The sequence below is a fragment of the Microbacterium hydrocarbonoxydans genome, assembly GCF_000956475.1.
Classification (GTDB): Bacteria; Actinomycetota; Actinomycetes; order Actinomycetales; family Microbacteriaceae; genus Microbacterium; species Microbacterium hydrocarbonoxydans_A.
On sequence record NZ_JYJB01000009.1, the window covers coordinates 143,512 to 159,015 of the forward strand.

At 68.9% G+C, this 15,504-nt stretch carries 8 protein-coding genes; 4 read left to right on the forward strand and 4 right to left on the reverse strand.

The window, feature by feature from the left end; translation table 11 throughout:
- Positions 1–47: 47 nt before the first annotated feature.
- Complete coding sequence (locus RS84_RS09905; RefSeq protein ID WP_045257634.1) at positions 48–1,358, reverse strand: ABC transporter substrate-binding protein; 1,311 nt, start codon at positions 1,356–1,358, stop codon at positions 48–50.
- Between the two features lie 236 nt (positions 1,359–1,594).
- Here RS84_RS09905 and RS84_RS09910 point away from each other — a divergent pair, with 236 nt between their 5' ends.
- Genes RS84_RS09910 through RS84_RS09925 form a run of 4 tightly spaced genes read left to right on the forward strand, consistent with a single transcriptional unit; the run spans position 1,595 to position 10,927 of the window.
- Positions 1,595–4,246 carry an alpha-L-rhamnosidase gene (locus RS84_RS09910; RefSeq protein ID WP_045257635.1) on the forward strand — a complete coding sequence of 884 codons (2,652 nt, stop codon included), beginning with the start codon at positions 1,595–1,597 and terminating at the stop codon, positions 4,244–4,246.
- Positions 4,247–4,258: 12 nt separating this feature from the next.
- Positions 4,259–7,027, forward strand: coding sequence for an alpha-L-rhamnosidase (locus tag RS84_RS09915; RefSeq protein WP_045257636.1), 2,769 nt, complete (start codon positions 4,259–4,261; stop codon positions 7,025–7,027).
- Positions 7,028–7,067: 40 nt separating this feature from the next.
- The gene (locus tag RS84_RS09920) at positions 7,068–7,964 is read left to right on the forward strand and encodes an aldo/keto reductase (RefSeq protein WP_045257637.1); all 897 of its coding nucleotides are present in this window, start codon (positions 7,068–7,070) and stop codon (positions 7,962–7,964) included.
- Positions 7,961–10,927, forward strand: coding sequence for a glycoside hydrolase family 2 TIM barrel-domain containing protein (locus RS84_RS09925; protein WP_045257638.1), 2,967 nt, complete (start codon positions 7,961–7,963; stop codon positions 10,925–10,927). The genes RS84_RS09920 and RS84_RS09925 overlap by 4 nt, the downstream gene beginning before the upstream one ends.
- A gap of 19 nt (positions 10,928–10,946) precedes the next feature.
- Here the strand turns inward: RS84_RS09925 and RS84_RS09930 are convergent, their stop codons facing one another.
- The 3 genes from RS84_RS09930 to RS84_RS09940 are packed head-to-tail and all read right to left on the reverse strand — an operon-like array spanning position 10,947 to position 15,413.
- Entirely contained in the window at positions 10,947–12,182 is a 1,236-nt protein-coding gene (locus tag RS84_RS09930) for a four-carbon acid sugar kinase family protein (protein ID WP_045257639.1), read from the reverse strand.
- Entirely contained in the window at positions 12,175–13,437 is a 1,263-nt protein-coding gene (locus RS84_RS09935) for a RuBisCO large subunit C-terminal-like domain-containing protein (RefSeq protein ID WP_045257640.1), read from the reverse strand. The genes RS84_RS09930 and RS84_RS09935 overlap by 8 nt, the downstream gene beginning before the upstream one ends.
- A complete protein-coding gene (locus tag RS84_RS09940; RefSeq protein ID WP_045257641.1) occupies positions 13,437–15,413 on the reverse strand; it encodes a glycoside hydrolase family 127 protein in 1,977 nt (658 codons plus the stop codon). Before RS84_RS09940 ends, RS84_RS09935 begins: the two co-directional genes overlap by 1 nt.
- Positions 15,414–15,504 lie beyond the last annotated feature (91 nt).

The following is a 15,504-nucleotide window of genomic DNA, read 5'->3' on the forward strand; positions in this document are numbered from 1 at the left end:
AGGTGCGGGCCGGCGTGATGCCGGCCCGCACGGTGGTCAGGCGGTGATCACCAGCCGTCGAGGCCCAGCTGCTGAGCCTGCTTCTTCACGTCCTCGTCGTACAGCGCAGCTCCGTCCTTCGCAGAGCGGATGCCGCTGCCGACCTCGACCGTGATGTTCTCGAGGTTCGGGCCCTTGATGGGGGAGAGGAACTCGAGAGCCGGATTGGTGTTGCCCTCGTCGAAGTACGGCTGCATGTCGGTCAGGAGCCCCGGCACGTCATCGGGAAGAGCGCAGGCACTGGTGGCGAACGGCCCGCTGGGGACCATCACGGTCGTCTGGATCTCGCAGCCGCCGGGGGAGTTGATGAACGCGACGAACGTCTTGGCGGCCTCGAGCTTGTCCCCCTCGGTCGTCCGGGGGATGTAGACGGCGTTCGGCAGCCAGACCGTGAGCTTGGTGTCCTCGGCCTTCTTCGCGGGCAGAGCGAACACTCCGATGTTGTCGAGCTCGTCGGGGTAGTTCTGCTGGAACGTGGACACGATGCCGGTGAGGATCGGGTAGTGGGCGCCTTCTCCCGTCGCGACCATGCGGGCTCCGTCGTCGTAGACCGCGGAGGCGTAGTCCTCGTTCCACCAGCCGGCGTCGAAGCCCTCCTGCTGGTTCTCGAACCCCTGCAGTGCCGGTTCGTCGACGTACTTCCGCTCGCCTGCCGTGTAGTCGGAAGCCCAATCCGCGTCCTGCGCCAGCACGTTGCCGAAGTCGCCGAGAACGAAGAGCTGGCTCGTCCAGGTGTCACCGTAGGTCTGGATGACAGGGGTGATGCCCGCTGCCTTGATCTTCTCGTTGTTGGCCGCGAACTCGTCCCAGGTGGTCGGGATCTGGAGTCCCAGGTCGGCGTAGATCTTCTTGTTGTAGACGACCGCGCCCGCCTGTGTGGCGCCGAACGGGGCGCCGTAGATGCCCTTATCGGTGGAGACGACATCCTTCATGGTGTCGATCAGGTCGTCCACCCACGGCTGATCGTCGAGCGCGACGAGGTTCTGGTCGGGGTTGAGCGCCTGGAAGAGCGACCCCGAGTTGTAGTAGAACACGTCGGACATCTCGCCCGTCGACAGCTTGGTCTTGATGAGGTTGTCTCCCTCGGTGCCGGCCGGCTGCGTCTCGAGTTTCACGCTGATGTCGGGGTTCTCCTTCTCGAACGCGGCGATGAGGGCCTCGGCGACTTCGACGTTCGTGCCCGTGTTGCCGGTCAGGAAGGTGATCTCGACCTTGCCGTCCGCGTTCCCGCCGCTGCTGCCGCACGCGGCGAGGGGGACTGCGAGGGCCGCGACGCCGACTCCGGCGAGGAGGACCCTGCGAATGCGAGTGCTGTTCATCCTTTACCTCCATGTAAAAGCTGATACTCCCGGTCTCAGCTCCGAGCCCGAGTGTTGAAGCGATTCATTGAAACCATTCAACGATGGGTAATCTACGACCCTCGGAGGCGGGAGTCAACGTTTTGTGCAGATCTTCTCCGATTCTTGACAAGCGACGTTGAATCCATTCAATATGGGCACGACGCGATGACACTCCTCGCGTGATGCGACGACGCACAATCCGGAAGGACCCTGTCATGGCAGCCACCCCCGAATCCCCGCAGCTCGACGAGGCCACGCGCGTCGTGTCGCTCCGCTCCCAGCACGGTGCGGGCCTGCTCGGGGTGCCGCATCGCGGGCTGCGGCTCACCTGGCGCTCCGAGAGCGCTCGCACGGGCACCGCGCAGCTCGCCTATCAGCTTGCGAGCGGCCCTGCAGACGCTGAGCTGGAGCCGGGCGACGTCGTGGAATCCGCCGATTCGGTGGCCGTGCCGGTGGGAGATCTCGAACCGGGGGAGCGCCGAGCCTTCGCGGTGCGCATCGCGACGGACTCCGGATGGACGGCATGGAGCGAGCCACTCGTCGTCGAGGCCGGTCTCGAGGCGACCGGCCTGCAGGCGAGGGTGATCGGCATTCCCACCGAGATCGAGGGGCCCGCCGCGCTCCTGCGCACGGTCTTCTCGCTCGATGCCGTGCCGAACCGCGCGCGGCTGAGACTCAGCGCCCTCGGGCTCGTCGACGCCTGGATCAACGGCCGGCCCGCGAGCACCTCCGTCCTGACACCGGGATGGACCTCGTATCAGGCGCGTGTGCTGCTCGACACGGTCGACGTCACGGCGCTCCTGCACGAAGGTGAGAACACGATCGTGCTGCAGGTGGGCGACGGCTGGTATCGCGGCCGGATGGGCTTCGCGCAGCGCCGCGCCATCTATGGAGACCGCTCGGGGGCGATCGCTCAGATCGACTCGGAAGACGGAATCATCGTCGCGACCGACACCACGTGGCGCGGCGGATTCGGCGCCGTGCGCTCGGCGAGCATCTACGACGGCACGCATACGGATCTGCGCGCGACGGCCGTCGGCGTGCACGAGGCGGAGTTCGACGACTCGTCATGGATCGCCGCCCAGATCATCGATGCGGATCAGGGCGTCTTCGAACCGCGCTCTGCTCCTCCGGTCCGCGTCGTCGCCGAGCTCGATATGGCCCGCACAGACGTCGACGGAGCCGTTCGCTTCGACGCCGGCCAGAACGTCTCTGGGTGGGTGCGTCTCGTGGTGCGGGGTTCGGCCGGTGCCGCCGTCACGGTGACCCACGCCGAGATACTCGAGCCCTCCGGAGCCCTGCACACGGCGGCCCTGCGCACGGCCAAGGCGACCGACACCTACGTGCTGGATCGTGACGGCGAGCATGTGCTCGAGCCGCGGTTCACCTTCCACGGATTCCAGCATGCCGAGGTGTCGGGCGCCGTCGAGGTGATATCCGCCACCGCCGTCGCCATCTCGAGCGACCTGCCGGCGCGGTCGAGCTTCCGCTCGGCGTCCGACGCCCTCGACAGGTTCCACTCGAACGTGTTCTGGTCGCAGCGTGACAACTTCGTCTCGGTGCCGACCGATTGCCCGCAGCGCGACGAGCGCCTGGGCTGGACCGGAGACGCGCAGGCCTTCGCCGCCACAGCCAGCACGCTGATGGACGCCGAGTCGTTCTGGCGCAGCTGGCTCCGCGATCTCGAAGCCGACCAGACCGACGAGGGCGGCGTCGCCTCGGTCGTCCCCGACATCATCCGGTTCGAGGACATGCGCATGGGCGACGGACCCGTGAACAACATGGGACGAGCAGGCTGGGCGGATGCCGCCACGATCGTGCCTCTCGCCGTCTACGAGTCGACCGGCAGCGATGAGGTCCTGCATCAGCAGCTGGAGAGCATGCGGCGCTGGGTCGAGCACCTCAGGCGCAGGGCCGGCGACGAGATCGTGCTGCCGACCGAGCCGTTCCAGTACGGCGACTGGCTCGACCCCGACGCCCCTGGTGCGCGTCCGTGGCAGGCCAAGGTGTCCAGCGACTACGTGGCGAACGCCTTCTACGCGCATTCCGCACGACTGCTCGCCAGGGCCGAGAGCGTCGTAGGCGACCCCGGCCGCGCCGCGGAGTACGAAGCCCTCGCCGACCGCGTCGCCGCGGCCACGTGGGCGAGATGGGGCGCGGAGGCGGTCACGACCCAGACCGGGGCCGCGCTCGCCCTCGAGTTCCGCATCGCGCCGGAGGCGGAGCGCGTCCGCGTCGCCGACGCTCTCGCCGCGAACGTGCGCGCCGAGAACGGCCGCATCTCGACGGGGTTCCTCGGCACGCCTCTCGTGCTCTTCGCGCTCTCGAACAACGGACATCTCGACGAGGCCTACCTGATGCTGCTGCGACGCGAGGCGCCGAGCTGGCTCTACCAGGTCGACCGCGGGGCGACCACGGTGTGGGAGCGCTGGGATGCGATCCTCCCCGACGGCAGGATCCACTCGGGAGCCATGGATGCCGGCTCGCACGACGAGGGCGGAAGCATGCTCTCGTTCAATCACTACGCCTACGGCGCCGTCATCGACTGGGTGTACCGGACGGTGGCTGGAATCGCCCCGGCCGAGCCCGGCTACCGCGTGGTGCGCATCGCTCCGCGGCCGGCCCGCGGAATGGAGCACGCCGCGGCATCCGTCGACACCCCGTACGGCGCGCTCGCGATCGACTGGCGGCTCGAAGACGGCGTGCTGAACGCCTCCGTGGAGGTGCCGTTCGGTGCCACCGGCGCACTGGATCTGCCCATCACGACGGACTCCGTCGTGATGGTCGACGGGCAGCCGGCATCCGCCGTCCTCCCGTCCGGGAAGCACGAGATCACGGTGACGGCGCCCGCCGTCGCCGGCAACTGAGAGAGGCCGACGATGAGTCTGGTGATCGAACGCGTCACGATCGACGCGCCGTACGGAAGCGACATGGTGGCGGTGCCGGAGCCGGTCATCGGATGGGTCACCGGCACGGACGCTCCGGGCTGGACGCAGGTCAGGGCCGAGCTCGAGCTCGGCGGCGCCGGCGACGTGCAGGAGCACGTCATCGAGGGCCGCGATTCGGTGCGTGTGCGCTGGCCGTTCCGGCCACTGGGGCCTCGCGACGAGGTGACGCTGAGGGTGCGCGTCACCGGATCCGACGCAGAGACGTCCGAGTGGAGCGAACCCCGCAGGATCGTCGCCGGATTCCTCGCCGAGGGGGAGTGGCAGGCGTCGTCGATCGCCGTCGCGGCACCCGAAGGCCATGCCCAGCCCGCAATGCTGCGACGGGATTTCGAGGTGGATGGAGAAGTGCGACGTGCGACGCTCTACGCGACGGCCGTCGGCGTGTACCAGGCCGCCGTCAACGGCGCCGATGTCGACGATCAGGTTCTCAAGCCGGGATGGACGCCATATCAGGCACGGACGGTGCACGAGACGACGGATGTCACGCGCCTTCTGCAGCAGGGCGAGAACGAACTCCTCGTCCGCATGGCGGGCGCTTGGGCCACCGAGCGCTTCGGCTTCCGTGAGAACGCTGCGCCCGTGTACGGGGAGCAGCCGCGCTTCGCCGCGCAGCTGCTCATCGAGTACGCGGACGGACGCTCCGAGGCGATCGTCACGGACGGCTCGTGGCGGAGCGCGCAGGGACAGATCACGGCGAGCGGGCTGTACGCGGGCGAGGATCACGACGCCCGCCGAGCGCCTGCCGACTGGACCCCCGTGTCCGTCGTCGACGACATCCCGGTGCCCGAGGCGCGCATCTCGCCGTTCGTGCGCCGCATCGAGGAGATCGGCGTCGTCGAGGTCATCAGGACGCCCTCGGGAAAGACCGTGCTCGACTTCGGGCAGAATCTGGTCGGTCGACTGCGGATCCGCGTGTCCGGCCCTGCCGGAACCGTGGTGACGCTGCGTCATGCCGAGGTGCTCGAGCATGGCGAACTCGGCACTCGTCCGCTGCGTGCGGCCGCGGCGACGGACCGCTACACGCTCGCAGGCGAGGGCGTGGAGGAGTGGGAGCCGGAGTTCACGTTCCACGGCTTCCGCTACGCCGAGGTCGACGGCTGGCCTGGCGAACTCGATGCCGCCGACGTCACGGCCGTCGTGATCCACAGCGACATGGAGCGGACCGGATGGTTCGACACCTCGCACGAGCTCGTCCGGCAGCTGCACCAGAACGTGGTGTGGGGGCTGCGCGGAAACTTCCTCTCGGTGCCCACGGACTGCCCGCAGCGTGACGAGCGGCTGGGGTGGACGGGCGACATCCAGGTGTTCGCACCGACGGCGAGCTTCCTGTACGACGTGCGCGGCTTCCTCGAATCCTGGCTGCGCGATCTCGAGATCGACCAGGTCGACGGTGTCGTGCCGTTCGTCGTGCCGAATGTCCTGGGCCCGGCTCGCGCGGCTGCCGCGTGGGGAGACGCCGCAACCGTCGTGCCTTCCGTGCTGCACGAGCGGTTCGCCGACCTCGACACCCTGGCGAGGCAGTTCGACAGCATGAGGGCGTGGACCGATGTCATCGTCGGCTATTCCGTCGACCGGATGCTGTGGGAGGGCATGTTCCAGTTCGGGGACTGGCTCGACCCCGATGCGCCGCCTCAGCATCCCGCGAAGGCGAAGACCTCGGCGGACATCGTCGCGTCGGCCTACCTGTTCCGCTCCGCAGAACTCACCGCCCGCGCCGCGGCGCTGATCGGCCGCGAGGCGGAGGCTGCCGAGTACTCCGCGATCGCAGAGCGGGTCAGGCGGGCGTTCCTCGACGAGTACGTGACGAGGTCGGGGCGGATGGTGTCTGATGCGCAGACCGCGTATTCGCTTGCGATCGCGTTCGACATCGTCGAGCCGGAGCGCCGTCAGGCGCTCGGAGACCGTCTCGCCGAGCTGACGCGGCTCAGCGGCTATCGCATCGGCACGGGGTTCGTCGGCACGCCGATCATCCAGGACGCGCTGACTCGCACCGGTCATCTCGACACGGCGACGCGTCTGCTCACGCAGACGGAGAACCCGTCATGGCTCTACCCGGTCACGATGGGGGCGACCACGATCTGGGAGCGCTGGGACTCGATGCTGCCGGATGGCAGCATCAACCCGGGGCAGATGACCTCGTTCAACCACTACGCGCTCGGAGCGATCGCGGACTGGCTGCATCGCTCGGTGGCGGGACTCGCGCCTGCGGCGCCGGGATACGCGCGCCTTGCGATCGCCCCGCATCCGCTCGAGGGCTTCGATTTCGCCGAGGCGGCGCACCTCACGCCGTACGGCGAGGCGCGCGTGCGCTGGGAGCGATCAGGCGCAGAGATCGTCGTCGACGCCGTCGTGCCGCCGAACACGGAGGCGGACGTCGAGCTCCCGGATGGTCAGCGCTTGGCGGTCGGCTCGGGATCGCACCGGTGGTCGGTGGTGGCGCCTGCCTCCTCGGGGGAGCCCGGTCGTGTCGGGTTCGAGTCGAGCCTTGCGGCGATCATCGACGATCGCGACGCGTACCAGGCGATCGTGGAGGTTCTCGAAGAGCTGCGACCGGCGGCCGCCGAGGACTTCCGCACGAGCACGGAGTGGGGCGAGCGCGTCTCGCTCGGCGAGCTGTTCGCCCGGCTTCTCGGACCTGAGCCGCGCGCCGCCGTGGAAAGACGGCTGCGCGAACTCAACGCCGAGCGCTCGACACAGTAGGATGGTGATGAATTCATAGACGAATGGATATTCATCACCTATGTCATCTCTCGTGCTCGGCGCCTCTCGACTCGGATCCGGCGATCTCGATGCCGCAGTCGCGACTGCCGACGCCATGCTGCTCAGCGGCCATCTCATCGATACGTCGAGGAACTACGCCGACGGAGCGTCGGAGCGCGCCCTCGGCATGGCGCTCGCGGCGCTCCCTTCTCCCCAGCGAGCGGATGCCGCGTCCCGCGTGATCACCAAGGTCGACGCCGACCCGGATACGGGCGCCCTGGATGCCGCGCGCGTGTTCCGCTCCGTCGAGGAGAGCCTGGCGGCGCTCGGCGTGGAGAGAGTTCCGCTGCTTCATCTGCACGACCCGTACACCGTGACGGCGGACGAGGCGCTCTCCCGTGGCGGGGCGGTCGACGCGCTGCTGCGACTGCGCGACGAGGGTGTCGCCGCGGCCATCGGCATCGCCGCGGGTCCGCTGCCGCTCGTCGGACGCTACGTCGACAGTGGCGCGTTCGACGCGGTGCTCAGTCACAATCGCTTCACCCTGATCGACAGTGGCGCTGCCGATCTTTTCGACGACGCCAGGAGCCGGGGGATGACGGTGTTCAACGCGGCGCCGTTCGGCGGCGATCTGCTCGCTCGCGGCCCCCGACCCGGGGCGCGGTACGCATATCGCCCGATCGACGAGGCGCTCGCCGCCTGGACCAGCGCACTGTTCCGCGTCTGCGAGGCCCACGATGTGCCCGCGGCATCCGTCGCCCTTCGGTTCTCGACGAGATCGCCTCTCGTCGACCACACGGTCGTGGGTGTCTCCGGCGCTGCGCGCCTGGTGGAGCTGCAGGCCCTGGACCGGGAGCACATTCCTGAGGCGCTCTGGGCGGAGCTCGACGAGCTCGGCCCCGCACCCTCGCCCTTCGACGGCAGACGCGACGCGTGAGCGATCACTACTGGGAGAGCACGCGACCAGGCGCCGGTCGCCGGGAGCCCCGCGCAGATTCGCTGAGCGATGCGCGGGTGATCAGCCTGAACGGCACCTGGCGGTTCCGACTCAGCCCGACGGCATCGGGCACCGGATGCGACTTCCTGAGCGACGACTTCGACGACAGCGCGTGGGATCCGATGCCCGTGCCCTCCCACTGGGTTCTGGAGGAGTTCACGCCGCTCGCCGGCGGTGCGAGGCGGCGGATGCTCGGCACCGCCGAAGGCCCGCTGTACACGAACACGGCCTACCCCATCCCCCTCGACCCACCGAGAATCACGGAAGCCAACCCGACCGGGGACTACCGCCTCGTCTTCCACGTGCCCGAGGACTTCGGTCGCGCCGTGCTGCGCTTCCAGGGCGTCGACTCCTGCGCCAAGGTGTGGCTCAACGGCGAAGAGCTGGGCTGGTCCACGGGCAGCCGTCTTCCCTTCGAGTTCGATGCGCCGGTGCGCCACGGTCGCAACGTGCTCACCGTGCGGGTGCATCGGTGGTCGGCCGGGACCTACCTGGAAGACCAGGACATGTGGTGGCTGCCGGGGATCTTCCGCGACGTGGAGCTCATCGAGCGTCCGGCTGGCGCGATCGACGATCACTTCGTGCACGCCGACTTCGATCACGAGACGGGGCTGGGCACGCTGCGGGTGGACGCATCCATGGATGCGTCGGTCGAGATCCCCGAGCTGGGCATCTGGATGCGCACGGGGGAGACCGCCGAGGTTCCCGTCGAGCCGTGGAGCGCCGAATCGCCGAAGCTCTACCGCGGCAGCCTGCGCTCCGAGGGTGAAGTTGTCGATCTCGCGATCGGCTTCCGCCGCGTGGAGATCATCGACGGCACCTTCACGGTGAACGGCCGTGCCGTGACGTTTCGCGGGGTCAACCGGCATGAGCACGACCCTCTTCGCGGTCGAGCGCTCGACGTCGAGACCATGCGTCGAGACATCGTTCTCATGAAGCGCGCGAACATCGACGCGGTGCGCACCAGCCACTACCCGCCGCATCCGGAGTTCCTGCGTCTGTGCGACGAGCTGGGCCTGTGGGTGGTGCTCGAGAACGACCTGGAGACCCACGGTTTCATCTACGACGGGTGGGAGCACAACCCTCCGGCGTCGCCCGAGTGGCGAGAGGCGCTGCTCGATCGCCTGCGGCGCACGGTCGAGCGTGACAAGAATCGTCCGAGCATCGTGATCTGGTCGCTCGCGAACGAGAGCATGACCGGCGACGCCTTCGGCGAGATGCGCCGCTGGCTCGATGAGTTCGACCCGTCGAGGCCGGTGCTGTACGAGCGCGACCCCACCTATCAGGACTCCGACTTCTACTCGGTGATGTACCCGTCGCTCGAGATGCTCGAGATGATCGGCCGGCGCGAGGAGCCGGCGAGCGGCCGCATCGGCATGCACGGCATGATGTTCGACGATGCGGGGGACGATGGTGTCGAACCCGATCCCGTCGACGCGAGGCGGCGAGGTCTGCCGTTCCTGCTCGTCGAGTACGCGCACGCGATGGGGAACGGGCCGGGTTCGCTCTCGGACTACTGGCGGGTCATGCGGGAGTACGACCGGATCTGCGGCGGTTTCGTGTGGGAGTGGATCGACCACGGCTTCGCCGCGGAGACCCCAGACGGCACACCGTACGTCATGCACGGCCAGGACGTCGACTACGAGCCGAACGGCGGACGCTACTCGCTGCACGGCCTCGTCTTCTCCGACCGCACACCCACGCCCGGCCTCGCTGAGCTCGCAAAGGCCTACGCGCCGCTGCGGATCGAAGTGGGGGAGGATGCCGTCGTCATCCGCAACGACAGGCACACGGCGTCCACCGCCGACCTGCGCTTCACCTGGACGTGCGACGACGGCTCGGACGAGCCGGCTTCCGGAGAGCTGGACGTGCCGGCCATCGCGGCCGGAGAATCAGCCACGATCGGTCTCGACACCCGCGCCGGCCTCGTCACGGTTTCTGCGGCGCTCGCGGCGGATGCCGCATGGGCCCCGGCCGGTCACGTGCTCGCATGGGGACAGCGCGCTCCCCGGCATCCGCCCGTCGCACCTCTTCCGACGCCGATCGGAGGCGTCCTCGTCGCCGCTTCGGAGGTCCGCCTCGGCGACGCCGTCTTCGACGGGAGGAGTGGACGACTGCGGATGCTCGGCGATGTCGCCCTCGACGGGCCCTGGCTCGATCTGCACCGCGCCCCGACCGAGAACGATCGGGGCCAGGGTGACAGCAACAACATCGCGAAGGTGTGGCAGCAGACCGGCCTGGACCGCATGGAGCACAGGACAGACGCCGTGCGCACCGGCGAGGGCTGGTTCGAGGCAACCGGTCGCACGGCGCCGAGTGCGCATCCGCACGGCGTGACCTGGACCATGCTGTGGCAGCAGCAGGGCGAGGGTCTCGAGCTCACGGTGACCGCGGACTTCGTCGGCCCGTGGGCGAACACTCCCTACATGCATCGGGACATCTGGGTTCCGCGACTGGGCCTTCTCCTCGGCCTCCCCGGAGAGTACTCGCAGGTCGAATGGGTGGGACGGGGCCCGGGGGAGTCGTACGCGGACTCCTTCGAGGCATCGCCGTTGGGGCGCTACCGGAGCGCGATCGACGATCTGCAGGTGCCGTATCCGGTGCCGCAGGAGAACGGCAACCACGTCGACACGCGCATGTTGCGGCTCTCGGGCGACAGGATGCCGGTGCTGCAGGTCGAAGGGCGCGATGTGTTCGACTTCACCGCGCGGCGCTGGACGTCGAAGGATCTCCAGGCGGCTTCGCGCCCGCACGAGCTCGTGGACTCCGGTCGGGTCTGGCTGAACGTCGATCATCGTCAGCTCGGACTCGGATCGGCGTCCGTGGGGCCGGCGACGCCCGAGCGATACCGCATCCCGCGGGAGAAGACCGTATGGCGGGTGCGGATCTCGCTCGAGGAGTGACGGTGGCGGGGCTGCCGCCTCAGGCTCCGAGCAGCCGGATGTCCTCGAAGAGCGAATCGGCGCCGACTTGTCCGCCCTTGAGCAGCATCTGGAGTCCGTCGATGCCCGGGGTCTGCGACGAGGCGCGCAGCAGCACGACGTTGCCGACCGGATTCGCAGCGAGTTCGAGGGAGGTCACGCCCAGCAGGCGCGTCACGCGTCCCGAGGTGTCGCCTCCCGCGACGATCACCCGAGGGGTCGACTCGATCGAGCCCCTGATCAGTTCCGCCGCCGCGGCAGCGAGGCGGGCGAGCGTGTCAGGGCCGGAGGGAGCGTCTTCCGAGGTCAGAGCAACGCTGCGGCCGGCGGAGAGGGCCGCACGCACGTCCGTGCGCTGGGCATCGGCGCGATCGAACGACAGGGGCTGAACGAGCCATCCGGCCCTGGCTGCGTGCGCGACCTGACGTGCGGTCTGCGCCGAGCGACTGCCCGAGACGGCCAGCACCGGCCCCTCAGAGGGAGCGGATGCCGGGACTGTCGGGCCGTCGCCGGGAGAGGCCACGCCGATGCCCCAGCTGAGGCCGCCAGAGCCGATGGCGAACAGAGGCGAGCGCTGCGCGAGAACGGCGCGACCGACGGCTTCGACATCCGCGTCGTCGAGGGCGTCAAGGACGACCGCAGCCTCACGGGCTGTACTCAGCAGCTCCGGAAGGCGGGCGTACTGCGCTCGGGTGATGCGGCCGATCGGCAGCTCGGTCTGTGCGGCGAAGTGGAGCGCGAGGTCGGCCTCCCGCATCGGCGTCGACGGATGCGACGACATCGTCGGCTGACGGTCGAGGCGGTGCACAGTGCCGCCCTCGGCGGCGAAATGCGTGCCGAAGACCGTGTATCGCCCGAAGTCCGGCTGCGCGAACAGCATCGGCACCGTCCGATCCGAGACGACGGCTCGCCCGATCTCGATCACCCGGCCGATGCTTCCGATGCGCGGCGACGAGTCGGCCGTGGAGCAGGCCTTGTACTGCACGACGTGCGGACGCAGGGCGTGCAGGGCCTCCAGGGCCGGGCGCACTTCGGCGTCCATGGCGTCGGTCGCCAGCGACCGTGCGATGCCGGCGATCCCGACGATGTCGTGAGTGGCCGCGGCAGCCCGCAGGTCGGCATCCGGCGGCACCCCGACGAAGAGGCGCCCTGAGCGGCCGTGGCGTGCGAACTGCAGCAGCACGTCGACGCTGCCGGTGAAGTCGTCTCCGTAGTATCCGACCCTCAGATCAGACACGCGCGGGCCCGAATCGCTCGACTGCCCGGCGCAGTTCGGACGAGGCGACGAGTGCGTCGTCCAGACTCTCCCCGCGCTCGGCCGAGTGCCAGGCCGCGCGCATGCTGGCGACTCCGGCGGCCGCGCCGTCCGGGTGCCCGTGGATCCCGCCGCCCGCGAGAACGAGGAGATCACTGGTGCCCACGGCCTCGTAGGTGGCATGCGCCAGGCCGCCCCACTGGCCGCTGGAGAGCACCGGAACGGTCGGAACGATGCCGAGCAGCGGCTCGCGCACGGCGGCGATCGAGTCGAGCACCTCAGCGTCGCTCTCGTAGAACTTGTTGCTGATGCCGTTCGTGTGCAGGTGGTCGGCACCCGAGAGCCGTGCGATCTTCTGCCATGCCCGGAACCCTATCCCGACCTGCTCGGATCGCATGAGGGCGCCGAGCATGGTGCGATGCCCGTGGATCGGCACTTCTGCATGACGATGCAGGAACTCGAGGCCGGCGAAGCCGATGAGGTTCACGCAGGCCATCACGCACGTGCCGCCGGCGGCGACGACCAGGTCGTGGTTCGCCTCGAGCCGTCCGATGTCGTCGGTGATGTTGAAGGCGTACATCGGCATCTTGCCGGTGCGATCGGCGTGCCTCTGCAGGACCGGCATCACAGCCCGCACCCGTGATTCGAGCGGCGAATGCGGCCCGTTGCCCTGCAGCTCGTCGTCTTTGATGAAATCGACCCCGGCCTGGGCGAGTTCCCCGACGAGCTCGCCCAGCTCCTCGGGCGTGAGACCGATGCTGGGCTTCACGATCGTTCCGATCATGGCCCCCTCGGGCCGCGACATCAGGCGCCGGGTTCCCTCGACGCCGAACCGGGGTCCGGAATACCGCGTGGTGAAGGCTGCCGGGAGGTCGAGGTCGATGAGTTTGATCGCCGCGAGCTCCTTGATCTCGAAGAGGTTGCCGGCCACGGCCGCCATCAGGTTGGGCAGCGAGGGCCCGAAGTTGTCGAGCGGGAATCGCAGCCGCAGCACGGCACGGCGGCGCAGCGCGGGGTCGCCGACGGCACCCGGAAGCGCGGATGCGCCGGTCAGAGGGACCTCTGTCAGGCTCTCGACCTGGGCGGCGAAGCGTGCGCGGACCTCGTCGGATTCGCGCTCGACCCTCACGAACGTGCCGGTGGACTGCTCGCCGGCGAGGACCTCGGCGGCCTGCGCGAGAGGCAGCGACGTCTCGATCAGGTACGTCGCGATGACATGCGCGGATTCGGGCGCCATCACCACACCACCGGCAGCCACACCGACATCTCGGACGGGCCGCGGTTGCCCCAGGCGAAGTACGGGATGAGGGGGACGGACGCCGTTCGCAGCACCGCGTCCTCATCGAGCTCGGCGTAGAGGGAGTTCTCCTCGCCGCCGGGGATGACCGTGAGCTGCATCGTGAGCAGGGTGACGGGGGTGCCGGCGATCTCTCCGGGGGTCGTCTCGAATGCGACGCCGCGACGGAGCGCGGCCTGCTCGAGCACGACGCCCTCGGGGAGATCCGTGCTCTCGAGCGCGTAGACGACCGGTCCGCGCTGCACGGCGACCTGATTCGTGATCTCCTCGGCGAGCCGATGTGCGCGGAGCACACGCACCGGCATGGGGAGAGTGAGTTCGATCGTGTCTCCCACCGACCACTCGCGCTCGATTCGCGTGTAGCTCCCGGGTGTCGAGACCGGATGCGGGTCGCCCGCGACCGCGAGCGTCGCTCCGCGGACCCAGCCCGGGATCCGCAGGTGCACAGGGAGGCCCCCGTCGCGAGCGTGCGTCACCGTGAAGACGATCCGCTCGCTCCACGGGTAGTCGCTGGTCTCGCGGAGGCCGAGAGCGCCGTCTGACAGCTGGATCTCGCTGCCGCCGTACTGGTGCACGAAGACGCCGTCGTCCGAGACCGAGGCGGCACGCTCGTGGAAGCGCGCCAGGGTCCTGGCGATGTTCGGCGGGCAGCAGAAGCAGCTGAGGTAGCGCTCGCGCAGTCGCTCGTCCGACGGGGGAGGACTGGGCACGGGGTGGATCGCGGTGTCGCCGGGGCGGCGCAGCGGGAACGGGAGGTCGCGCACCTGCCGGAGCGGGTTCGTGTAGAAGTACTCCTCGCCGTCGAGACTCACGCTGGCCAACAGGCTGTTGAACGAGATCTGCTCGATCACGTCGGCGTATCGAGCATCGCCGGTGAGAGCCAGCATCCGCTCGCTCCACAGGATCATGCCGATGTTCGCGCAGGACTCATTGTGCGCCGTCGTGTGGGGCAGCTGGAATGCGCGACCGTACGCCTGGTGCACGCGGCTGATGTCCTCCTGCCACGGCGAGGCATCAGGAGAGGCGCCGTCGTAGAGAGCGCCGCAGCCCCCGGTGACGTACAGCTTGGTGTCGATGACGTCGTTCCACAGCGTCTCGAGCACGTCTCTCAGCCCGGCATCGCCGTTCTCTGCGGCGAGATCGGCGAGTCCCGCGTAGAGATAGTTGGCGCGCACGGCGTGACCCGCCGCGACCTTCTGCTCGCGCACCGGGAGACGGTCCTGGTTGTCGTCGCCGCCCTCGAACTCGTCACGGACGCGCACGAAGGCCTCGGCGAGGTCGAGATAGCGGGATTCTCCCGTCGCGCGGTACAGCTCGATCACGGCCATGTAGTGCGAGGGGCAGATGGCGCTGCGTGCGAGTTCGAGCGGCTTGTTCGTGGCGAGATCCTCGAGGAAGGCCGCCGCGCGGCGCGCGACGTCGAGCAGAGTCTCGCTGCCGGTCACCTCGTGATGCCGCACCGCCATGGTGATGAGGTGACCGAGGTTGTACGTCTCGAAGTGGAAGCGATCGGCGAGCTCGACCGAACGCTCCGCGTGCCGACTCTGGATCAGCATCGGCGTGTGCAGGTATCCGTCAGCGCGCTGGACCGAGACGATCAGCTCGGCGAGTTCCTCGACCAGGGCGGCCAATGCGGCGTCGGGCGCCACCTCGAGCTGCGCGATCGCGGCCTCGAGCCACTTGTAGAAGTCGCCGTCCATGAACGGCGGGCCGTCATGGGCGCCATCTTCGAGGCCCGCCGCGATCCGGAAGTTGCGAAGGCCCGGGCTCACGTCCGCGTCGCTGAGCGATCGCCAGATCGACGGCACCGTCGCCCCGAACGTGCGGTCCTGCACGGCGCCCCAGAATCCACGTGCCCAGCGAGCCTCGTCGGCATGGAGGTGACGGAGCGGGGTGTGCGGGGAGGTGGTCGTCATTGAGCGTTCCCTGAGTCGGAGCGGATGGTCGTACGAGTAGGCAGTATGACACGTTTCGAAGCCAAAGTGAATATTCTTTCAGTACTGACTG